At 47.3% G+C, this 22,229-nt stretch carries 19 protein-coding genes; 5 read left to right on the top strand and 14 right to left on the bottom strand.

Annotation, left to right across the window (positions count from 1 at the left end):
- Nucleotides 1-55: 55 nt before the first annotated feature.
- The 13 genes from ftsZ to L6466_RS12610 are packed head-to-tail and all read right to left on the bottom strand — an operon-like array spanning nucleotide 56 to nucleotide 15,537.
- On the bottom strand, nucleotides 56-1,384 hold the full coding sequence (gene ftsZ, locus L6466_RS12550) for a cell division protein FtsZ (protein WP_091818797.1): 1,329 nt from the start codon (nucleotides 1,382-1,384) through the stop codon (nucleotides 56-58).
- A gap of 32 nt (nucleotides 1,385-1,416) precedes the next feature.
- Nucleotides 1,417-2,856 carry a cell division protein FtsA gene (ftsA, locus tag L6466_RS12555; protein WP_237796629.1) on the bottom strand — a complete coding sequence of 480 codons (1,440 nt, stop codon included), beginning with the start codon at nucleotides 2,854-2,856 and terminating at the stop codon, nucleotides 1,417-1,419.
- 22 nt (nucleotides 2,857-2,878) lie between these two features.
- A complete protein-coding gene (locus L6466_RS12560) occupies nucleotides 2,879-3,613 on the bottom strand; it encodes a cell division protein FtsQ/DivIB (protein ID WP_237802677.1) in 735 nt (244 codons plus the stop codon).
- A 24-nt stretch (nucleotides 3,614-3,637) separates the two neighbouring features.
- Entirely contained in the window at nucleotides 3,638-5,017 is a 1,380-nt protein-coding gene (murC, locus tag L6466_RS12565) for a UDP-N-acetylmuramate--L-alanine ligase (protein ID WP_091818795.1), read from the bottom strand.
- Nucleotides 5,018-5,026: 9 nt separating this feature from the next.
- On the bottom strand, nucleotides 5,027-6,139 hold the full coding sequence (gene murG / locus L6466_RS12570; protein WP_091818794.1) for an undecaprenyldiphospho-muramoylpentapeptide beta-N-acetylglucosaminyltransferase: 1,113 nt from the start codon (nucleotides 6,137-6,139) through the stop codon (nucleotides 5,027-5,029).
- Complete coding sequence (locus L6466_RS12575) at nucleotides 6,136-7,413, bottom strand: FtsW/RodA/SpoVE family cell cycle protein (protein WP_091851094.1); 1,278 nt, start codon at nucleotides 7,411-7,413, stop codon at nucleotides 6,136-6,138. The genes murG and L6466_RS12575 overlap by 4 nt, the downstream gene beginning before the upstream one ends.
- Nucleotides 7,414-7,415: 2 nt before the next feature.
- On the bottom strand, nucleotides 7,416-8,747 hold the full coding sequence (gene murD, locus L6466_RS12580; RefSeq protein WP_091851097.1) for a UDP-N-acetylmuramoyl-L-alanine--D-glutamate ligase: 1,332 nt from the start codon (nucleotides 8,745-8,747) through the stop codon (nucleotides 7,416-7,418).
- A complete protein-coding gene (locus L6466_RS12585; protein ID WP_091818791.1) occupies nucleotides 8,744-10,015 on the bottom strand; it encodes a phospho-N-acetylmuramoyl-pentapeptide-transferase in 1,272 nt (423 codons plus the stop codon). The genes murD and L6466_RS12585 overlap by 4 nt, the downstream gene beginning before the upstream one ends.
- A 31-nt stretch (nucleotides 10,016-10,046) precedes the next feature.
- The gene (locus L6466_RS12590) at nucleotides 10,047-11,501 is read right to left on the bottom strand and encodes a UDP-N-acetylmuramoyl-L-alanyl-D-glutamate--2,6-diaminopimelate ligase (protein ID WP_237794550.1); all 1,455 of its coding nucleotides are present in this window, start codon (nucleotides 11,499-11,501) and stop codon (nucleotides 10,047-10,049) included.
- Between the two features lie 9 nt (nucleotides 11,502-11,510).
- Nucleotides 11,511-13,640, bottom strand: coding sequence for a penicillin-binding protein (locus L6466_RS12595; protein WP_237794547.1), 2,130 nt, complete (start codon nucleotides 13,638-13,640; stop codon nucleotides 11,511-11,513).
- A gap of 13 nt (nucleotides 13,641-13,653) precedes the next feature.
- Nucleotides 13,654-14,166 (bottom strand): FtsL-like putative cell division protein, encoded by a 513-nt coding sequence (locus L6466_RS12600; RefSeq protein ID WP_237802676.1) that lies wholly within the window; start codon nucleotides 14,164-14,166, stop codon nucleotides 13,654-13,656.
- A 3-nt stretch (nucleotides 14,167-14,169) separates the two neighbouring features.
- Nucleotides 14,170-15,084, bottom strand: coding sequence for a 16S rRNA (cytosine(1402)-N(4))-methyltransferase RsmH (gene rsmH / locus L6466_RS12605; protein ID WP_237794539.1), 915 nt, complete (start codon nucleotides 15,082-15,084; stop codon nucleotides 14,170-14,172).
- A gap of 3 nt (nucleotides 15,085-15,087) precedes the next feature.
- Entirely contained in the window at nucleotides 15,088-15,537 is a 450-nt protein-coding gene (locus L6466_RS12610) for a division/cell wall cluster transcriptional repressor MraZ (protein ID WP_091818786.1), read from the bottom strand.
- A 281-nt stretch (nucleotides 15,538-15,818) separates the two neighbouring features.
- Here L6466_RS12610 and glsA point away from each other — a divergent pair, with 281 nt between their 5' ends.
- Nucleotides 15,819-16,640: a lyso-glycine lipid O-acyltransferase GlsA gene (gene glsA / locus L6466_RS12615; RefSeq protein WP_237794532.1), complete on the top strand. Its 822-nt coding sequence runs from the start codon at nucleotides 15,819-15,821 to the stop codon at nucleotides 16,638-16,640.
- 31 nt (nucleotides 16,641-16,671) lie between these two features.
- Nucleotides 16,672-17,661, top strand: coding sequence for a glycine N(alpha)-acyltransferase GlsB (gene glsB, locus L6466_RS12620; protein WP_091818784.1), 990 nt, complete (start codon nucleotides 16,672-16,674; stop codon nucleotides 17,659-17,661).
- Between the two features lie 74 nt (nucleotides 17,662-17,735).
- On the opposite strand, the gene dgt is transcribed toward glsB, so the two are convergent.
- Nucleotides 17,736-19,070, bottom strand: coding sequence for a dGTP triphosphohydrolase (gene dgt, locus L6466_RS12625; RefSeq protein WP_237794530.1), 1,335 nt, complete (start codon nucleotides 19,068-19,070; stop codon nucleotides 17,736-17,738).
- 140 nt (nucleotides 19,071-19,210) lie between these two features.
- Here dgt and dut point away from each other — a divergent pair, with 140 nt between their 5' ends.
- The 3 genes from dut to lolB1 are packed head-to-tail and all read left to right on the top strand — an operon-like array spanning nucleotide 19,211 to nucleotide 22,217.
- Nucleotides 19,211-19,645, top strand: a complete 435-nt coding sequence (gene dut, locus L6466_RS12630) for a dUTP diphosphatase (RefSeq protein WP_091818783.1) — start codon at nucleotides 19,211-19,213, stop codon at nucleotides 19,643-19,645.
- A 26-nt stretch (nucleotides 19,646-19,671) separates the two neighbouring features.
- Nucleotides 19,672-21,369, top strand: a complete 1,698-nt coding sequence (locus tag L6466_RS12635; protein WP_237794526.1) for a tetratricopeptide repeat protein — start codon at nucleotides 19,672-19,674, stop codon at nucleotides 21,367-21,369.
- On the top strand, nucleotides 21,366-22,217 hold the full coding sequence (gene lolB1 / locus L6466_RS12640) for a lipoprotein insertase outer membrane protein LolB1 (protein WP_091818781.1): 852 nt from the start codon (nucleotides 21,366-21,368) through the stop codon (nucleotides 22,215-22,217). Before L6466_RS12635 ends, lolB1 begins: the two co-directional genes overlap by 4 nt.
- Nucleotides 22,218-22,229: the final 12 nt, after the last annotated feature.

The raw sequence follows: 22,229 nt of genomic DNA on the forward strand, positions 1-22,229 counted from the left end.
TCGGATGCAAAGATACACTTTTCAGAGCGACTAGCCAAATAAATAAGAGATTTTTTTAAACAAAACTGATTACGCCCTGCTGTGTCTCTGGCGTTTCCGGACGCTGTATTTCTTCTACAACATTCTGATTACCAATGCTAGCCAGAATTTCACGTGTACGCTTATAAGTAGGCGTCTGTTCCACTGCAGAGATAACATCATCATTATCTAAATCTTCAGGACCGAAGATATAGATATTGGGACGACGCTTATGAATCCTTGCAGAATCACTGTCACCATAGTAATGTCCGCGTCGTTCTTCACGCTTGGCTGTACGTTCCTGTTCTTCTGCCAGTCTGTTTGCATCTTCCTTGGTCTGCTGACGAAGCAGTCGCTCTTCCATACCGTCCACATCCTGCATGCCGAAACCTGTTGCAAGAATGGTAACCTTGACGCGTTTGCCCAGTTCCGGATCAACAGCAACACCCCATTTGAACACGAAGTCATTGCCAAAGCGATCCATGAACTCATGAACATAGTTCATCTCCTCCATCATGAAATTATCCTTAGAATCCTTCTGGTGTGAGAACGAGATATTCAGCAGAATCTTCTTTGAATTGAAGATGTCATTATCGTTAAGCAACGGAGAATTAAGGGCATCGTCAATAGCCTTCTTCACACGATCCTCACCTTCGCCATAACCCGTAGACATGATAGCCACGCCACCATCCTGGAGTACGGTCTTCACATCATTGAAGTCAAGGTTCATCGTACCGTGGAGGGTGATAATCTCCGCAATAGACTTTGCTGCCACAGACAGCGTATCATCAGCTTTTCCGAAAGCATCGAGGAACGACAGGTCAGGATATATCTCGCGCAAACGTTCATTATTAATAACAAGCAAGGCATCCACGTGCTTTGACATCTCCTCAACACCGTCAAGAGCCTGGTCAATCTTTTTATTTCCCTCAAAGCGGAAAGGAATGGTAACGATACCCACGGTAAGGATATCCATCTCCTTTGACACGCGGGCAATGACAGGAGCCGCACCAGTACCTGTACCACCGCCCATACCTGCGGTAATAAAGGCCATACGGGTACCATCATTCAGCATGTTATGGATATCATTAATGCTTTCCTCAGCTGCTGCGCGTGCCTTTTCAGGACGGTTACCGGCACCAAGGCCCTCACTACCCAACTGCAGCTTAACAGGCACGGGAGAATCATTCAGGGCCTGATTATCCGTATTGCACACTACGAAGGTCACGTCGTGGATACCTTCTTTATACATATGATTGACAGCATTACCACCACCGCCACCAACGCCGATGACCTTAATGATGCTGTGTTTCTCTTCGGGAACGCCGAAATCGAGAATATCGTTTGTTTTATTGAAATCTTCCATATGAGTTACTTTTTTGAAGGTTGAATATTGAATTATTCCTCGCTGACAATGTCCTTGCCGAACTTAGTGAGACCTTTCTTGAATTTGTTGAACCAGCTGTTCTCCTTCTTCAAGCGACGTTGCTCTTCTTCCTGCAAACGTCTCATCTCCTCTTCGGCAGCTTCTTCAGCTTCTTTCTTACGACGAGCCTCCTCGGCAGCACGTTCTTCTTCCTGAGCCGTACGGATAGTACCGGTCTCAATCTCATGAATTTGACGCGGTCTGCGTTCCGGAGCAACCTGCTCCTCATGTTCCTCCTCATCAAACAGATTTCCATTAGGATCAATATCCCTGCCTGCGCAGTTGATATCACCCTTTATCAGCAGACCGAGTACGGTGTTATACATACCGTTGTGAGACCTGATCTGCTCGATGCTGGAATTAACTGTTGCAGTAACAAACTTAGCAACACGGATTTTATCAACATGAGTGTACTTCGTGAAAGCAACCTCAATATTCTTCATGTTTGCGCCGCCACCAGTCAGGATGATGCCACCCAGCAGTTTATCGTAGTATTCAGCAGGAATCTGATAACGGACATTCTCGATAATCTCCTCCACGCGAGCCTCGACAATCTCAATGAAGCGACGAGCTTCTATCTGACGGTCAGAATCGATAGAGTATTTCATCTCAGGATCAATATCATTATTATCCGTATAGGCAGAACCATAATTCAGTTTCATCTTCTCGGCATCACTCTCCTCCATCTGAAGTGAGGCAATATCCTTCGTGACATTGTTGGAGCCCAAAGGAATAACGACCAGATGACGGAGCACATTCTTCCAGAATACAGATACTGTTGTCGTGTCGGCACCGATATCAACCAGTGCACATCCAGAACGCTTCTCAGCCTCTGTCAACACCACATTTGCCAATGCCAGAGGAGCCAGATACATATCTGCAACCTTAATATTGGCTGCCTCAAAACATTTGTTCAGGTTCTGGAAGAACGATGTACGTTCAAGGATATTCAGGAAATTACCTTCGAGGTGATTGGCACGGATACCCACAGGATCCATCTGCAACTGCGTATCAACACGATACTCTTGCTCGGCAACATCCAGAATCTTCTTGTCAGGATAATCAAGCCCCCAGTTGGCATCCATCAGTTCCACCACCATCTCCTGTGTGATAATACAATCACCAGGGAAATCCTTCACAATAGTGTTCTTGACACTGCGAATAGACTGGCCACCGACACCCACGAATACCTGAGTGATACGTGTCTTCAGCTGTGTTTCCAGTTTCTTGACGATAGATGTCAGACACTGAGCAGTCTTGTCAATGTTGTAAACAACACCCTTGCGGATGAATGAGGACGAATCTTCCCGCACCAGTGCCAGGACACTGATGCTGCCATCGGGCTTTTTCTGTCCGGCAATACCCGTCACCTTGGATGAACCGAGTTCAATTGCAACGATAAAATCCTTAATTTCAGCCATAATATATTATCTTTTATTTTCTTTTACACACTATCTGATTATCAAACTCAACGCTGACACGAGAATATTTATTCCAGCCAGCCTGCATTAGACCATAACGATAGAATTTTTGCAGGCGCTCCAACTTCTTTTCCACACCATCCGGCTGACCGATATAGGCAATATGCCCACCCACACGAGGCACAATCTCCACCGAACCGTCAGTCAGCACATTCAACTGAACAATCTGATTCTTCCAGAACGGGTTGGAGAGAATGATATTGGCCATTGGCACCAGTCTTTTCTCTGCATATAGTTTATTGATGTGACCAGTCGCTATAATCAGATTACAGGAATAGTCTGTACTGGGCATTGGCTTTCCATGATTATCCACATAAAAGTCCTCTCCTTGGTCATTCATAACCCTGACCACAGGAATACGCTGACGGACATCGATACATACCAAGCCATTCTGCCCTTTATAGCACTGCACGTCTTCTATCAGTTCCTTAGACTGCAGCGTCTCCTCTATCTGTCGGAGATTTATCTTCTCCATCGACTGACCAATAGGGCTGATAGCATCATGATTGAGCATGAACTTAATATCGGCCTCACTGAGGAATCCTTCAACGACACTTTTCTCTATGTTGATACGAATATCCCGGCACACACGTCCGGCATCCGGCTTATTAAACGCCGTCATGGCCAGGACGAGATATACGCCCAGCACAATATTCAAGGTACCAAATGCAATTTTCTTCCAGTTCATCAACTATTCCACGATAAGAGCATTTTAGTTTTTATTACTCTGCAACACCTTGGCCATCTGTGGAACCTGGTTATCCAGGTCACCGGCACCAAGTACGATAAGGACATCGAACGAACGGCTCTTGATGAAGGACAGCACGTCATCCTTGTTGATGAGCTGCTTCTTAACCCCAGGGGCCAGACGATCGTAGATCAGCTGTGAAGTAACGCCTTCTATAGGCAATTCACGGGCAGGATAGATCTCTGTCAGAATCACTTCATCCAACTGACTCAGCGCATCAGCGAAATCCTGGTAGAAATCGCGGGTACGTGTATAGAGATGGGGTTGAAAGATAGCCGTGATATGACGATCTTTATATAGTTCACGAATGCTACGCGCACTCTGATAGATTTCTTTGGGATGGTGAGCATAGTCTGAGAGGAACACCAGCTTATCGGTCTTGATCTTAAAATCAAAACGGCGGTCTACTCCTCCATAGGTCTGCATACCATAACGCAACTCCTCTGCCGTACAGCCATTGAGTTGTGCCATTGCCATCGCAGCAATACCATTTTCAATATTGATAGGAATAGGCTGACCCAGTTGCACATTCAACACATTCTCGACAGGAGAGATAAAGTCGAACGTAATCTCACCATTCTCTATCTTGATATTCTCAGCATGGAAGTCACCCTCGTTAAGAGAATAGTCATAACGCTTCACACCATCCTGCAAGTGCTCCTTCATCTCCAAGTCGCGGTGAATAATCAGGGCACCACCAGGCTGGATCAACTCTGTGTAATGACGGAAACTCTCCAGATAAGCCTCCTTTGTACCATAGATATCCAGATGATCAGGGTCTGTCGATGTGATAACCGTCATCCAAGGTGACAGCCAATGGAAAGAACGGTCGAACTCATCGGCCTCGATCACCACATATTCCGAATCAGAGACAATATAATTGGTACCATAGTTTTTGGTGATACCACCTAGGAAAGCATTACAATCCAGATGACTCTGGTGCATGATATGTGCACACATGCTTGACGTTGTTGTCTTACCGTGAGTTCCTGCCACACAAAGTCCTTTCATCTGACGGGTCAGTGTACCCAGCACCTGCGCACGTTTCTGTATTTCAAAACCATTCTCGCGGAAATAGCACAACTCCTGATGCTCTGCCGGGATAGCTGGGGTATAAACCACCAGGCAATGTTCCTTGTCCTTACATGCATGAGGAATCAAATCCACGTTTTCCTCATAATGAATCAAGGCGCCCTCCTTCTCCAGACGACGGGTCAGATCCGAAGGTGTTTTATCATAACCTGCTACAATCAGGCCACGATGAATGAAATAACGTACCAGTGCACTCATACCTATACCACCGGCACCAACGAAATATACAGCTTTTATATCCTTTGCTTCCATTTTCTTATTTTACTCTGCTCCTGCGAGTTTTAATACTTCTTTAGCTATAACTTTTGCTGAGTTGGGATAGCCCATCTTCAGCACATTCTCACTTAATGACTCCAATAATGCAGCATCATTCACCACGTCAACAGCCATTGGAATCAGCTTCTCGGCAGCCTCATTATCCTTGACGCACAAGGCAGCGCCATTCTTCACCAACGCCATTGCATTCTTGGTCTGATGATCTTCTGCAACATTAGGACTTGGCACCAGTATAACGGCCTTTCCTATCAGGCAAAACTCAGAGATACTGCTGGCGCCTGCCCTGCTGATAACCAGGTCGGCGGCACGATAGGCAGCACCCATGTCTGCAATAAAATCGCTCACCACAAGGTTCTCAGGACAGCCCTCCTGTTCCAGTTTCTCAGCAATCTGTGCACTATAATATTTTCCTGTCTGCCAGATAAACTGAACACCAGAATGACGAATCTCATCCAAGTGTTGCAACACACTCTCGTTGATTGTACGTGCACCCAGACTACCTCCTACCAGGAGAACTGTTCTCTTGTCGGCCTGCAAGCCAAACGACTGAAGTGCTTCTTCACGGGTTATTTTCGTATCCAGCAATGACTGGCGAACAGGATTGCCTGTCATCATAATCTTATCCTTGGGGAAGAAACGTTCCATTCCTTCGTATGCCACACAGATCTTTGCAGCCTTGGAAGCCAGTTTCTTATTAGCCAGTCCAGCATATCCATTCTGTTCCTGCAACAAGGTAGGAATACCCAGACTATTGGCAGCACCCAAAGCCGCACTACTGGCATAGCCGCCTACACCCACAGCAACCTGAGGCTTAAATTCACGTAGCAGCTTCTTGGCCATTCGCTTACTTTTCAGATAATCCAAAGCCACGCCGATGTTTCCCGGTTTCCACAACGGACGCAGGAATCCACGAATAGGAAGGCCGACAATCTCATAGCCTGCCTGCGGTACTCGCTGCATCTCCATACGACCCTCGGCACCAACAAACAATATCTTAGCATCTGGACGCAACTCGCGTACAGCATTTGCAATAGACACGGCAGGGAATATATGACCTCCTGTGCCACCACCACTAATTACTACTCTTAATTCTTTCATACTTCTGCAGTTTTTACAGACTGGTCTTTACGTTTTGCACTACGGCTGACACTCAAGATGACGCCAATATAGGCACAGTTCACAATCGTCGATGTACCACCTTTCGAGACGAGAGGCAACGGCTGACCGGTGACGATACCAAAGTCAACAGCCACACACATATTGATGACTGCCTGGAACACCAGCAGCAACGTCAGTCCCATCACAAGAAAAGCAGGGAAGTTATTCTCACATCTACTGGCTATACGCGCAGCCCTGAACAAGAGGATGACATATAGGAACACCACGGCTATAGCACCAACCAGTCCCATCTCTTCAATGATAATCGCATAGATAAAATCGGAGAAAGCCTGTGGCAGATAATCACGCTCCACAGAGTTACCGGGTCCTTTACCGATGATACCTGATGACGCAATGGCAAAGTTGGCATGAGTCACCTGGAAGTTCTTATCGGTCACCTTGTACTCCTCGGCAGGAACATTCTTGTCTTCCTTACCTGCAATACGGTTCTTCCAAGTCCAGAAACGGTGGGTCAACTTTTCCCATCCAGATCTGTCTTTTTTCTCCGAACTCTTTACCACCTGTTCTGTCTGTCCGTTAGCCTGAGCCTGTTCCAGTTCCTGGCCTTCCTTATCTAATTTGGCCATCCAGAACACCAGTCCTAGGAATATAGCAACAAGCAAAACAAGTACACCCGTCAACTTACCCATCTGTCTCAATGGAACACGGGCAATAAACATCATGACAAAGATAACACTGAAGAGCAATACTGCCGTTGACAGGTTCTCAAGACCAATCAACATCGTAGCTGGTACCACCAACCAAAGCACATACTTCATGGCAGTGGGATCTGCACCACTCTCGTCCTCGCGCTGCATCGCACTGAGAATCTGCGCAGCCGTCAAGACCATCGTTCCCTTGGCAATCTCTGAAGGTTGGAACGTGAATCCAGGCAATTGGATAACGCGGTTGGCACCATTGATACTCTCACCACCTATCAATACCCACAACAGAGTGGCATAGGTAAGAACCAGCATCAAAGGCGTCAGCAGCTTGAAATATCTGCATGGGATATTCAGCGTGATGATAGCCACGCCCACACCCACAAGAATCATCGCCGTGTGATAAATCAACGGCATCATATAGTTATGGGTTTTATAGGTCAGCGTACTCGAGGCAGAGAACACCTCGACGATGCTGATAAGACAAAGGAACAGGAACACCGTCCATATACCTTTATCGCCCTTGAAGAGATTGCCAATTTTCTTTTCCATTCCTATAGATTTCTTACCAATTCCTTGAATTGCTCTCCACGATCCTCCATATTCTTAAAGAGGTCGAACGATGCACAGCATGGCGACAGGAGTACTGTCTCACCAGGGCTGGCCAACTCATAGCAAGCTTCCACACACTCCTTCATTGAGTGCGTATCACGAACGGGAAGGCCGAGCGCATCGAAGTTATCGTGCAGTTTCTTATTGTCAGCTCCAAGATATACCAATGCAGAACATTTCTCGCGGATGAGCGGTTTGATGGGATCATAGTCATTACCCTTATCCTTACCACCTACAATCAGCACCACCTTGGTTTTCATGGAGTCGAGTGCATACCAGCAGGCATCCACATTCGTAGCCTTGGAATCGTTCACATAATGAACGCCACGCACAGTAGCAACTTTCTCCAGACGGTGTTCCACTCCGGGGAAGTCACTGAGTGACTGGCGGATGATATCCTTCTTGATACCTGCGATATCACCAGCAATACCTGCAGCCAGCGAGTTATAGATATTATGACGTCCCGTCAGACTCAGCTGTTCCTGCTCCATGTTAAACGGTTCCGGCTGTTCAATGGTGTATTCTCCCTCAGAGATATAACCGATAGAGCCTTTCTCCTTCAGCTCAGAGAACGGATACTGAATAGCCTGGATGTCGTATTTCTGCAACTCACGCTGGATGATGGGATCATCATTCCAGTAGATGAAGGCATCGTCAGGTGTCTGATTCTGGATGATACGCATCTTGGCATCCACATAGTTCTGCATCTCAAAATTATAGCGATCCAGATGGTCGGGCGTGATGTTGAGCAGAATAGCAATATTAGCATGGAACTCATACATATTGTCCAACTGGAACGAAGACAGTTCGATGATATAATACTCATGCGGATCCTCTGCCACCTGCAGAGCCAACGAGTTTCCGATATTGCCAGCCAGACCGGCATCGTAGCCAGCCTTCTTGAAAATATGATAGACCAGCGAGGTCGTTGTTGTCTTACCATTTGAACCCGTGATACAAATCATCTTCGAATTGGTATAGCGACCAGCAAACTCAATCTCGCTGATAATGCCAATACCCTTCTCTACAGCCTTCTTAACCATAGGAGCCGTCTCGGGGATACCAGGACTCTTGATAATCTCATCGGCATTCAGAATCAGCGACTCCGTATGCTGTCCCTCTTCCCAAACAATCTGGTGGTCGTCAAGCATCTGCTTATAGCGCGGGGCTATCTTCGACATGTCTGAAACAAACACGTCAAAACCCTCTTTCTTCGCCAGAATAGCTGCTCCGGCACCACTCTCACCTGCTCCTAAAACTACAATTCTTTTCATCGTATCTTCAATGTTATAATAGTCAATGCCGCCAGGATAATGGTTGTTATCCAGAAGCGGATAGTGATTTTCGACTCGTGGAAAGGACGATGTGGCCAACCTTTCAGAATATAACGCGACGTTGAATCAAGCTGTGAGTCGAGTTTTCTGAACGTATCGTGAATAGGCGTTGCACGGAACACGCGCACACGCTGTCCTTTTTTCTTCATGAACTTAAACCACTGGGTCTGGATGATAACACTCAGGCTTTCCACGAAGAAGATGCCACATAAGATTGGCAACATCAACTCCTTGTGGATAATCACAGCACCCACACCGATAACACCACCAATAGTCAAAGAACCGGTGTCGCCCATGAAAATCTGTGCAGGGAAGGCATTATACCACAGGAAACCTACCATCGCACCGACAAAGGCACTCAAGAACACTACCAGTTCCTCACTATGAGGGATATACATGATATCGAAATAAGAGGCAAATCCTATATGCGACGATATATAGGCCAATATACCTAAGACGGCACCTATAACAGCTGAGTTTCCTGCACACATACCATCCATACCATCATTCAAATTGGCACCATTCGACACTGCCGTCACCACAAGAATAGTCATCAGGACGAAGACAATCCATCCTGCAGCCACCTTGTGCTTTCCTACAAACGACATCACGTCTGAGTAACTCAGGTTATGGTGTTTTATAAATGGTATCGTTGTCTTCAAGGACTTATGGGCCACAGATTCATGCTTCACCACTTCCGTTCTGTTCTGCTGCGGTACACTTACATTCTCGCGCATCACCACGTCAGGACTCAGATAGAGCACAATACCAACAATGAATCCGATAGAAACCTGACCCACAATCTTATATTTTCCCTTCAAACCTTCTTTGTTCCGACGGAATATCTTGATGTAGTCATCCATGAAGCCGAGGAATCCCAGCCATATCGTGGTGACCACCATCAGAATCAGATAGATGTTACGGATACGCCCTAACAGGAGTACAGGCACCAGAATACTGACAATGATAATGAGGCCACCCATTGTGGGCACACCTTTCTTCTCGACGCCAAAGGGATCGATAGACGGATCACGCTCAGTCTCGAAAATCTTGCGACGCTTCATCCATTTGATGAAGAACTCACCAAACCAGGCAGAGATAACCAGAGAGAAAATCAAAGCCAGAAGGGCACGGAAAGAGATATAACTCCACAGGTGACTTCCTGGAATATTGTATTGCTCTAAGAATCTGAACAGATAGTATAGCATATTCTCTATTTTTTACGTTACAATAAACTTCTTATGCCTCAAAGATTTCCTTTACCACCTCACGGTCATCAAAATGGTGCTTCACGCCCTTGATTTCCTGATAGTCCTCATGGCCCTTACCAGCAATCAGGATCACATCGCCTTTCTGAGCCAGCATACAAGCCGTACGGATAGCCTCCTTACGGTCAACGATACTCACCACCTTCTTCATCTGCTTCGAATCCAGTCCGGCCAACATATCATTGATGATATCCTGTGGTTCCTCGAAACGGGGGTTGTCACTTGTGATGATAACACGGTCACTCTGCTTGACAGCCTCTTGAGCCATCAGCGGACGCTTACCCTTGTCACGATTGCCACCAGCGCCACAGACGGTGATGATCTTTCCTTCCTTACCATCCAACACTTCATGAATGGCCTTCAGCACGTTCTCCAATGCATCAGGCGTATGAGCATAGTCAACGACAGCCGTATAACCCTCTGGCGAATGGATTGGTTCCAAACGACCTGCCACACTCTTCAACGTGCTGAGCACCAAGAGTATCTCCTCTGGTTTCTCACCCAGCATCACAGCGGCGCCATAGACAGCAAGCAGGTTGCTTACATTAAACTTACCAATAAACTGTACACCTACCTCATGGCCATCAACTTCCAGATACATACCTTCGAAATGACACTCTATGATACGTGCCTTGAAGTCGGCCATCGTACGGATGCTATAGGTCTTCACGGTAGCCTTGGTGTTCTGCACCATAAACATGCCATTCTTATCGTCAGCATTGGTGATAGCAAAAGCGCCCTTTGGCAACATATCAAAGAAAGCCTTCTTCGCATCACGGTAGTTCTCTACCGTCTTATGATAATCCAGATGGTCACGAGTCAGATTCGTGAAGATACCACCTGCAAATGTCAGTCCGCCAATACGCTTCTGGGCAATGGCATGACTGGAGCACTCCATGAAGACATACTGACAACCTGCATCTACCATTCGGTGAAGCAAGTTATTCAACTCAATAGGATCTGGTGTTGTATGACTGGCAGGCACAGGCTCACCCTCGATATAGTTGCATACCGTTGAGAGCAGTCCGCACTTATAACCCAGTTTGCGGAACATATTATATAATAAGGTGGCGATGGTGGTCTTGCCATTGGTTCCCGTAACACCGACCAACTTCAGTTTCGACGTTGGGTCACCATGGAAGGTGGTTGCCACCTGGCCAACCACGGCCTCCGTTGAGGCCACCTGTACATAGCATACCTGTGGCTGACGCTCATCTGGCATATCTTCACACAAGATAGCAGATGCTCCCAGCTCAATAGCTTTTTGGATATACTGATGACCATCTGTCTGTGTGCCTTTAATAGCCACAAACAGATGTCCTGCTGCAACTTTTCTTGAGTCAATATCAACATCCTTGATATCTACATCCGTAGATCCGGCGATGCTTTTGACTTCAATATTCTTTAATAGTTCTTCAAGTATCATATTTAATTATTATTTAAGTTCCAACATACATGACATACCAGTCTGAAGGGTGGTTCCAGGTGCAATACTCTGGCGAGCCACAAAACCCTTTCCGCTCAGTTTCACCTTCACGCCCAGACGTTCCAGCTGATACACGGCATCGCGCGCACCCATACCCGTCACATCAGGCATCTTTCCAGCCTTCACATCTACCGAGGCCATTGACACCTTAGACGTATTCACGCCCAATTGGCGCAACACATAGCCGGCAGCATTATTATCGCCCTTCAATACACTGGGAATCAGCACCGATGTTGAGTCACGGGCATCAGTCACACTCAGCTTCAGACTCTTGGCCATCACACCCTCTGAGATATGATGGAAGATACCACCCGACATCAAGCCACCAGAGGCAGGCAGACCCATTTTCTTGATACACACGATACAGGTGTACTGTGGATTATCTGAGGGGAAATAGCCACAGAACGACAACCAGTATTCCGTAGTGCCTGTCTTATAGCCACCCGCCTTTGCCACCTGAGCCGTACCAGTCTTACCTGATACCTGGAACGAATGCGAGCCAGCCTTTTTACCTAAGCCCTGACTAACCACATGACGCAGCACCGTCTGCATGGTCTTAATCGTCGACGGCTTTGCAATCTGTTCCTTGATAACCTCTGGCTGTGTTTCCGCTATCATCTGGCCTTCCCTCATGAATCCCTTCACGAAACGAGGGCGCATCATCTTACCATTATTTGCAATGGCATTATAGAAAGTCACCGTATTGATCGGTGCAATCTGCGTCTCGTAACCAATACTCATCCAAGGCAGCGTTGTCTTACTCCAATAGAGCGCCCTGTTAGATGTCTTTGTATCCGGCATACGGATTTTTGGAGGCAGATAACCCACGATAGGAAGTTTCAAATCCTGTCCGATACCTACACGATAGAGTCCCTCCACATATTTTCTTGGGTTAGAGCCATAATAATGGTCAATCACATAACTCACGCCAATATTACTACTCACCTCCAATGCACGAGCCACATTAATATCACCATAACCGCCACGATGCCAGTTATGATCCTTCATCTTAGCGCCATGCATATTCAAGATACCGCATCCTGTATGTATGACATAACTCGTATCTACCACACCATCATCCAGTGCCACCAGGAAAGAAGCCACCTTGAACACCGATCCCGGCTCGCAACGATAGCTGATAGCATCGTTGAAACGTTCATAATACTGACCATTCTCCGCACGGCGCATATTAACGATAGCCTTGATATCGCCAGTCTTCACCTCCATCAGGATTGTCACACCCATGGAAGCATCCCATTTCTTCAAACCTTCGATAAGCGCCTGTTCTGCCAAGTCCTGCATACCGACGTCAATGGTTGTCACCACATCAGTACCATCAACGGCAGGAGTCAACGTGAAGGGTACCACCTTGTTCAGCACCTTCTGCTTGCGCTCTATGCCATACTTACCACGAAGCAGGGAGTCGTAAGAGAGTTCGATACCAAAACGCGCAGTATCCTTTCCACCCTCAAAACTGCGTATATCACCAATGGTACGCTCTGCCAACGAGCCAAACGGACGTCGACGAGCTTCAAAAGACTCAGCATGGAAACCACCCTTGTTTGAAGGTAAATTAAAGAATGGCAACTGCTTCACCTCGCAGTATGTATTATAACTGATACGTTTCGGCCAGACAGCCCAGTGGCGGGCGCCCTCCGATCCGTTTCTCATAATTTTGTGCTTGCCTTCCTCCAAACGTGCCTTGAACTCCTCTGCCGAGCGTTCCGGGAAGATCACGTTCAATCCTCTGCAAAGACTATCCAAGTCGGCATACCAGATACTGTCGCGCTTACGCACCCACACCGTATCAGCATTTCCGCCTGCCTGATAGTCCATGAAGATCTTGTATTCAGGAATACTGCTGGCCAGCAACTGACCATCACAGCTCAGAATATTTCCACGATTGGGACGTACGCTGTCACTATCACTCTTCTGTCTGTTGGCCACGGTCTCCCAATACGATTTCTTTGCAGTCATCGTATAACCAGCCTTGACAATGACTGCGACACCAATAAGTGTCAGCAGCACGGCAACAGCCAGATAGCGCGGTAAAACTTTCTCACTCTTAAACTTACTCATAACCCATCACGTCTCAATCTTCCGGCACTTCAATAATATAGGGAGGTTGGTCACTCAGATGCAACAGTGTATCCTGATTCTCGTGCAGCACCCTCAGTACATTACTCTGACGGCACAACTCTGTCAGGTTACTGGAACTGGAGAGTGCTCTGTATTTTGCATCCACCAGGTCTTTCTCCAACTGATTAATCTCCAGCACATCCTGCTCGCACTGATAGCGAACACCAATATAAAACACGAAGAAGAACACGACGAACAGAATCAGGATGACATGATGACGAACCATCGCAAACAGGTAGTCGCCACCCAGAATCTGTTTCAGGGTAAGCGCACCTACTGGTGTCTCGTCATCCTCGCTTGTCGACTCCTTGATACGTTTCAAAGCCATCGCAGGCTTCTCAGCCTGACTTTGCGAACCAACAGCCTCTGTTGCAGCATCCTTCCCAGACACCACAGGATCCATTCGCTCTGGCTCAGCACCAGCCTCGACAATCATCTCAATTTCGTTATTCTCGTCTGTTTTCATTCGTTATACTTTTTCTGCAATTCTCAGCTTCGCACTACGGCTGCGCGGGTTAGCCTCCAACTCCTCTTCCGAGGCCGTAATCACCCTATTATTAATAAGGTGTAACGGCGATTTTACCCTTCCGAAAAAGTCCTGTTCAACCTTTCCTTCAGCATTACCTGCACGCATCACGTTTTTCACGATTCGGTCCTCCAGCGAGTGATAGGTTATGACACTCAACCGACCTCCGGGCTTCAACAGCTGACAGGCGCCTGAAAGCATCTCACGCAGAGCATCCATCTCATGATTCACTTCTATTCTCAAGGCCTGGAACAGCTTTGTCACTTCCTTCTTCTCACGCTCCCTTGGGAACAGCTTATCCGTCAGTTCCAGAAGTTGTCCAGTAGTCTGTATGGATATCTCCTGCCTTGCCTTCACAATGACAGAAGCCACCTTGCGTGCATTCTTCAGTTCCCCATAGAGATAGAAGATATCAGCCAGTTGTTCTTCTGTATAGTTATTCAGTATGTCAGCAGCAGTCATTCCTGCCCGTTTATTCATTCTCATATCCAGTGGCGCATCAAAACGAAACGAGAAGCCACGCGTCTCGTCGTCGAAGTGATGAGAGGAAACCCCCAAATCAGCCAGCAGGCCATCGATGCCATCCACCTCATAATAGCGCATCCAGTTCTTCAGGTAGCGGAAGTTACTTCTGATGAAAGTAAAACGGTCGTCATCCACAATATTCTGCTCCGCATCAGCATCCTGATCAAAGCTATACAGATGACCTTTTTCCCCTAGGCGACGGAGTATTTCGCGGGAATGCCCGCCACCGCCAAAGGTAACATCTACTAAAATGCTATCGGGCTGGATTGCCAGCCCGTCAACGCTTTCTGCCAAAAGAACAGGAACGTGATATGTCTCAGCTGTCTTAATCATTCGTCAAGGGGTTACTGTCATTATCGCCTTCAGTTTCTCCGCAAACTCCTCTTGCGGCAAGAATGGCTGTTGTGTTTTCTCCACAGCCCATATCTCGATAGCATCATTGATGCCTATGAACCTCACCCCCTGTTCAATGTCAGCCATCTGCAGGTAGCGCTTTGGTATCAGGAACCGGCCGTTACCGTCAAGCGTCAACACCTCAGCCTCAGATACATACTGACGAAGCACCTGCTGACCCACATCATCCCATTCATTAATTTTTTCCAGCAATGCATCCATACGGCGATTCCAGGTACTTTCAGGATAGAGCACAAGGCAACGTTGATGCACATCCTTGCGCATCACGAGCACCTCTTCGCCTGCAGCCTGCAACACCTTACGGAAGATAGCAGGCAGAAAAATGCGGCCTTTGGCGTCTGTCTTGGCTTCTATATTACCTAAAAATCGCATACGAACATTATTAATTAGAGAGTTTGGATGCAAAGGTAATCATTTTGCACCACAATCCCCCACATTTCCCCACTTTTTTTTCGCAAATCTGAAAATTTTCTTCTTTCTATACATTTTATTGTTCGATATTACACATCTCGTTCTTTTTGTGCATCTTTTTGTATACAATAAAAATCCTTAATATGTGCAAAATTATAAATTTTCATCTAAAAAAAACGACGAAAATGAAAGTTTTTGCGTAATTTTGCACGTTGATACTGAAAAAGTGTGAAAGCATAGTCATGGAGAAGACCATAGACATAGACAAGATTCTCAAGGATAAAATGGGCAAAAAAGCCCGTTGGGTGCCGCGTCCTCTGGTTTGGTGGCTCAAGCATATTGTCCACGAAGACCAGATAAACTTCCACCTTTGGAATGCACGCGACCTAAAAGGCACCCCATGGCTTAAATCCACGATTGACTATCTGAACGTAACCATCAAGGTGAAAGGCATTGAAAACCTGCCCGCAAAGGACGACCCTCGCCGTTACACATTCGTGAGCAATCACCCTTTAGGAGGTATCGACGGTATTGCCATCGGATCAGTTATCGGCGAACATTACGACGACAACTTCCGATACCTTGTCAACGACCTGCTGATGAACCTGCCAGGCTTGGCGCCACTCTGCATCCCTATCAACAAGACAGGCAAGAACGGTCGTGACTTCCCCGCTATGGTAGAAGCAGGATTCCAAGGCGACAACCATATCCTGATGTTTCCCGCAGGACTATGTTCACGTAAACGCCATGGTATTATCCGCGACCTTGAATGGAAAAAGACATTCATCACCAAAAGCGTTGAAACCCATCGTGACGTAGTGCCCATCTACTTCGAAGGCCAGAACAGCAATTTCTTTTACCGCCTGTCGAATATCAGCGACAAATATGTGAAGAAAATTAATATAGCCATGCTGTTCCTCTCCGATGAAATGTTCAAGAACACAGGCAGGACCTTCACCATCACCTTTGGGAAGCCCATACCCTGGGAGACATTCACCAAGGAAAAGTCACCGATGGAATGGGCAGAATTCGTAAAAGACAAAGTATATAAACTCTCAAAATAGAACAAACAGAAAAAGCAAACTAAACAAAATAATGGAACAAACAATCATTGACCCGATTCCCGTAGAGGTCCTGAAAGCCGAACTAAAGCCAGAGCTCCAGTTGCGCATGACCAACAAGAGCAACAACCAGATTTTTATCATCACAGCACACAATGCACCTAATGTGATGAGGGAAATCGGCCGACTACGCGAAATTGCGTTTCGCGAGGCAGGCGGTGGTACTGGCAAGGAGGTAGACATCGATGAATTCGACACTTGCGAGAACTGCTACAAGCAGCTTATCGTATGGAATCCAGAGGCCGAGGAGATTATTGGCGGCTATCGCTACCTGGAAGGCAACAAATGGGAACTGGACGCCAACGGACAACCCATTCTGGCCACCAGCCACATGTTCCATTTCTCAGACAAATTCCTGAAGGAATACATGCCCTACACTATTGAGCTGGGCCGTTCCTTCGTCAGCCTGCCCTACCAGAGTTCCAAGATGGGAGCCAAGAGTCTGTTTGCGCTCGACAACCTCTGGGATGGTCTTGGTGCACTCACCGTCATCATGCCCAACGTCAAATATTTCTTTGGAAAGATGACCATGTATCCCAGTTATATCCGCGAGGGACGCGACATGATCCTCTACTTCCTGAAAAAACATTTCGACGATAAGGAGAACCTTGTCATACCGATGAAACCGTTGAAAATTGAGACTGACGAGAACGAACTTGCAGCAATTTTCACAAAAAACGACTTCAAGGAAGACTACCGTATCCTCAACCAGCGCATACGTGCACTGGGCTATAACATTCCACCATTGGTAAATGCCTACATGAGTCTGTCGCCTACCATGAAGCTCTTCGGCACAGCCATCAACTATGGATTTGGCGATGTGGAAGAAACAGGTATTCTCATTGCGATGGACGAAGTACTGGAAGAGAAGCGCGTGCGTCACATCGACTCGTTCATCAAGGAGCACCCTGAAGCACTAAAGATTACCAGCGGTGCCAACAAAATCATCTACAAGGAGAAATAAGAAGATAAAAGAAAACATAAATAAAGTGCAGTCCAAAAGGCTGCACTTTATTGTATCTCCATGACGATGAAATCTTAAATTATCGGCAATGATATACCACAAATCTTCTGATAGACATCCAGGGCATATACATCAGTCATGCCACTGATATAATCCACCACCGCCATCAGTCGTGTTTCCAGATCATCACTACTGATATCATACTGACTGCTCACTCGTCCAATGAGCTGTTGTGAGTAATAACGCTCAGGATGCTCTATGGCCTCAACCATCAGCTCCATCAACGTTGCCATGATACGATAACCCGACAACTCTACATCCAATACTGGACGACTCTTATAGATCCGTTCAACCGACACCTTCGTACAGGCCACATAAGCATCGCGTTGCCTTTCTGAGATATTCTGTATCAATGAACCCCGGAATGTACCTTCCAATATCTTGTCCTCATGCTCCAGGAAAGTCTTCACACACTCATTCTCCAACTTACCAATCACACAGGCACGCAGATACTGCACCTTCTCATTCACATCCGTCAGCTGTTCATCACTGATACGGGAACGAATACGGTTTTGCTCGGTTTCATCGAAGAAATCAAGCATCAGCGTCGTTGTCTCCTCAAAGGACAGAATCTTCAGTTTGAAGGCATCCTCCAGGTCCATAATCTCATAACAGATATCATCCGCAGCCTCCACAAGATAAACCAGCGGATAGCGCGCCCAGCGTTCATGGCCAGGTGTTGCATCCAACTGAAGGATACCCAACTCCTTTGCCACCGCTTCGTAAAGTTCACGCTCCGAGACAAAGAAACCGAACTTTGCCTTGGGCGCAGCAATCGATGGAAACGGGTATTTTACGATACTCGCCAACGTACTATAGGTCATCGCAAAGCCTCCCTGACGACGGCCTTTAAAACTATGAGCCAGCAGACGAAAAGCATTGGCATTACCATCGAATTTCGTAATGTCGCACCAGAACTCAGGAGATACCCGTTCTTTCAAATAGAGGCCTTTTCCCTCCGTAAAGAATGTCTGGATAGCCTTCTCTCCAGAATGGCCGAAAGGCGGATTTCCCAAATCATGTGCCAAGCAGGCCGTGGCCACAATCTGTCCGATTTCAGGCAATAATGTATCGATGAAATCGTGATTTTTTGAACAAAGAGCCCTCGCGATATCATTACCCAGCGACATACCCACGCTGGCCACCTCAAGAGAATGGGTCAGTCGGTTATGCACAAAAACACTACCAGGCAAGGGGAATACCTGCGTCTTATTCTGCAACCTACGGAAAGGAGCCGAAAAAATCAGTCGGTCGTAGTCACGTTTAAACTCCGTACGGTCATCATGACGTTCCAGGTGCTTATGCTCTTGCCCCAGTCGCCTATTACTTATAAGTTGTTGCCAATTCATTTTCATCGGTGCAAATTTACGAAAAAAAATGATATCTGCTATCACAGTATCTGCAAAAATTTATAAAATAAGTAGTACGGATGATGGCTATTTGAAGATAAATCACTAATTTTGCACGCTATATATAAATATTGTGTAAGATGAAAGTGAATATTATCAACAAGGGCCATCAGCCACTGCCCCAGTATGCCACAGAACAGAGTGCAGGAATGGACCTCAGGGCCAACCTCGACGAGCCCGTTACGCTGAAGCCACTGGAAAGAAAACTCATCCCAACAGGATTGCATATTGCCCTGCCCGCAGGCTTCGAGGCACAGGTACGCCCACGCAGTGGACTGGCCCTCAAGAAAGGTATCACCGTTCTTAACACCCCAGGTACCATCGACGCCGACTATCGCGGCGAGATAGGCGTGGTTCTGATCAACCTGTCACAAGAAGATTTCATCGTCAACGATGGTGAGCGTATTGCCCAGATGGTGATTGCGCGCCACGAAAAAGCAGATTTCATCGAAGTAGAGATACTTGATGAGACTGAGCGTGGTGAAGGCGGGTACGGACACACCGGAGTAAAATAAAAGTTGAAAGTTGAGAGTTGAAAGTTATGATTAGGGTTACGGTCTTAAGCGTTATATTTCTATGCAGCCTGGGCATCTTTGCCCAGACCGATACAGAGCGTCGTTATGACGTACTCTTTCATGAGGCCATGCTTCAGCGCCAGAAGAGTCACCATGACGCCACGTTCGACCTGCTTACCCGATGTCTGGAGATCAAGCCCAATGCCCACGAAGCCTATTTCTTCCTAGCGCAATACTATAGCGAGATGAAGAATACAGACAAGGCTTTGGAACTTTTCAAGAAAGCATTCGACCTTTGTCCTGACAACATGACGTATATGGAGACCCTGGCACAGTCATATATCGCCAAGGAGAAATACGCCGACGCCATTACCGTGGTTGAGAAGATGTACAACCAGGACAAGAGTCGCCAGGAACTGCTGGAAATGCTCTACCGTCTCTACTACCAGGAGCAGAACTACCAGAAAGCCATCGACGTGCTGGATCGCATGGAGCTCATCGATGGCAAAAGCGAACGCATCACGCTGGCCAAAAGTGCCCTCTACATGGAGATGGACGACAACGAGAAGGCCCTTGCCGCCATCAAGGCACTGGCCGAGGAACACCCTTACGACCTCAACTATCGCACCCTTTACGCCAATTCCCTGATGACTAACGACAAGATGGATGAGGCCTTCAGCACCTTGGAAAAGATCATTGCCGAGGAGCCTCATAACGTCAAAGCCCAACAGTCATTAAGAAACTATTATATCAGGATTCAGGATACAGAAGCTGTCGATTCCATCACACGCTGCATCCTGATTAACAAGAATACGGAAATCAACGACAAGGTTTACCTGCTTCGCCAGCTGATTGCTGAGAACGAACAGGAAGGTGGCGACAGCACACAAGTCCTGAACATCTTCCGCGAGATACTGCAACAGCCCGACCCCGATGCCGATATAGCCGAACTGCGAGCTGCCTATATGGACCTGAAGAAGATGCCACGCGACAGTATCGCTGCTGCCCTGGAACTGGTGTTGCAGTTAGACCCCAACAGGACCTCAGCCCGTCTGCACCTGGCACAGTATGCCTGGGAGGACAATGATGACGACCGTATCATCAGTCTCTGTCAGGCTGCCCGTCAGTACAACCCTGAGGAGATGATATTCTATTACTATCAGGGAATGGCCTATTACCGCAAGGAAGATACCGACCATGCCCTGGAAGCCTTCAAGAACGGCATCAATGTCATCAACGACCAGAGTTCACCTGAGATCGTGTCCGATTTCTATGCTATCCTGGGCGACCTCCTCTTCCAGAAGAAACGCGAGGCAGAGGCTTTTGCCGCCTACGACTCCTGCCTGCAGTGGAAGCCCGATAATATCGGTTGTCTGAACAACTACGCCTATTTCCTCAGTCTCAAGGGCGACAACCTGGAGAAAGCCGAGGAGATGAGTTATAAGACCATCAAGGCCGAGCCCAAGAATGCCACCTACCTGGACACCTATGCCTGGATACTGTTTATGCAGCGACGCTATGCCGAGGCACGCATCTATATTGACCAGGCCACCCAGAATGCCTCAACGCCCAGTCCGGATATCTACGAACATGCCGGCGACATCTATGCCCTGAATGGTGACATGTCCACAGCCATCAGCTATTGGCAACAGGCCCTGGCAAAAGCACCCGACAACAAGTTGTTAGTAAAGAAGATCAAACGCAAAAAATACATCAAGCAATGAAATTAACAAACATCCTTAAAGTTGCCGCTTTGGCAATGCCACTTTTCCTGACCTCATGTCACACCAACAAGCAAGTGGTTAAAGAAGCTCCCGTCGTCTCTTCTGAAGAGAGTATGGAGAATGCTGCCATATTGGACAAAGTGACCGGTAACGCACAACCGGCACAATTCGTCACTTCCAAACTGAAGTTCTCTGTAGAATACGGTTCACAGCAGATGTCGCTCACAGGCAACCTCAGAATGAAGCGCGATGACGTTATCCAGATGCAGCTCATGGCCTTCGGCTTCGTAGAGGCTGCACGCCTGGAGTTCACCAAGGACTACGTGCTCATCATCGACCGTATCAACAAGCAATACCTGAAGGCCCCCTATAACTACGTGGATTTCCTGCGTAATAGCGGCATCAATTTCTACACCCTGCAGGCCCTTTTCTGGAACGAACTGTTCAAGCCCGGACTGCAGAAGGTAGACAAGAACGCACTGGCCAGCTACACTACCAGTATCGACGGCGATGATGCCATCATCAGTCTGGAGCAGGGTAAGATGAACTACAGCTGGCTGACCAATCGCCAGTCGGGCCGTATCAAGATGACCAACATCTCCTATCGCGACATACTTAAAGGCAATACCCAGCTGAACTGGGACTACCTGGAGTTCACCAAGATGGGTGCGAAGACCTTCCCCAACAACATGAAGGTGACGCTGACCACCCCTGAGAAAGAACTGAAACTGGGTATCCGCCTGAACTACCTGGGCAACGAGAGTGAATGGGAGACACGTACCAAGGTGTCTGACAAATACCACGAGGTAGATGTCGACCAGATTCTGCGCCGTTTCATGGCCCTGTAACATACCGAAATT

This window comes from Prevotella communis, from assembly GCF_022024175.1.
Classification (GTDB): Bacteria; Bacteroidota; Bacteroidia; order Bacteroidales; family Bacteroidaceae; genus Prevotella; species Prevotella communis.

What these genes read in the sequence shown, in the direction of transcription:
- rsmH (WP_237794539.1), bottom strand. Translation starts at nt 15,084, where the DNA reads ATGATTAAGACAGCTGAGACATATCACGTTCCTGTTCTTTTGGCAGAA.
- L6466_RS12575 (WP_091851094.1), bottom strand. Translation starts at nt 7,413, where the DNA reads ATGGAAAAGAAAATTGGCAATCTCTTCAAGGGCGATAAAGGTATATGG.
- murD (WP_091851097.1), bottom strand. Translation starts at nt 8,747, where the DNA reads ATGAAAAGAATTGTAGTTTTAGGAGCAGGTGAGAGTGGTGCCGGAGCA.
- murC (WP_091818795.1), bottom strand. Translation starts at nt 5,017, where the DNA reads ATGGAAGCAAAGGATATAAAAGCTGTATATTTCGTTGGTGCCGGTGGT.
- murG (WP_091818794.1), bottom strand. Translation starts at nt 6,139, where the DNA reads ATGAAAGAATTAAGAGTAGTAATTAGTGGTGGTGGCACAGGAGGTCAT.
- L6466_RS12595 (WP_237794547.1), bottom strand. Translation starts at nt 13,640, where the DNA reads ATGAGTAAGTTTAAGAGTGAGAAAGTTTTACCGCGCTATCTGGCTGTT.
- lolB1 (WP_091818781.1), top strand. Translation starts at nt 21,366, where the DNA reads ATGAAATTAACAAACATCCTTAAAGTTGCCGCTTTGGCAATGCCACTT.
- L6466_RS12600 (WP_237802676.1), bottom strand. Translation starts at nt 14,166, where the DNA reads ATGAAAACAGACGAGAATAACGAAATTGAGATGATTGTCGAGGCTGGT.
- L6466_RS12635 (WP_237794526.1), top strand. Translation starts at nt 19,672, where the DNA reads ATGATTAGGGTTACGGTCTTAAGCGTTATATTTCTATGCAGCCTGGGC.
- L6466_RS12560 (WP_237802677.1), bottom strand. Translation starts at nt 3,613, where the DNA reads ATGAACTGGAAGAAAATTGCATTTGGTACCTTGAATATTGTGCTGGGC.
- L6466_RS12590 (WP_237794550.1), bottom strand. Translation starts at nt 11,501, where the DNA reads ATGATACTTGAAGAACTATTAAAGAATATTGAAGTCAAAAGCATCGCC.
- L6466_RS12585 (WP_091818791.1), bottom strand. Translation starts at nt 10,015, where the DNA reads ATGCTATACTATCTGTTCAGATTCTTAGAGCAATACAATATTCCAGGA.
- glsB (WP_091818784.1), top strand. Translation starts at nt 16,672, where the DNA reads ATGGAACAAACAATCATTGACCCGATTCCCGTAGAGGTCCTGAAAGCC.
- ftsZ (WP_091818797.1), bottom strand. Translation starts at nt 1,384, where the DNA reads ATGGAAGATTTCAATAAAACAAACGATATTCTCGATTTCGGCGTTCCC.
- glsA (WP_237794532.1), top strand. Translation starts at nt 15,819, where the DNA reads ATGGAGAAGACCATAGACATAGACAAGATTCTCAAGGATAAAATGGGC.
- dgt (WP_237794530.1), bottom strand. Translation starts at nt 19,070, where the DNA reads ATGAATTGGCAACAACTTATAAGTAATAGGCGACTGGGGCAAGAGCAT.
- L6466_RS12610 (WP_091818786.1), bottom strand. Translation starts at nt 15,537, where the DNA reads ATGCGATTTTTAGGTAATATAGAAGCCAAGACAGACGCCAAAGGCCGC.
- dut (WP_091818783.1), top strand. Translation starts at nt 19,211, where the DNA reads ATGAAAGTGAATATTATCAACAAGGGCCATCAGCCACTGCCCCAGTAT.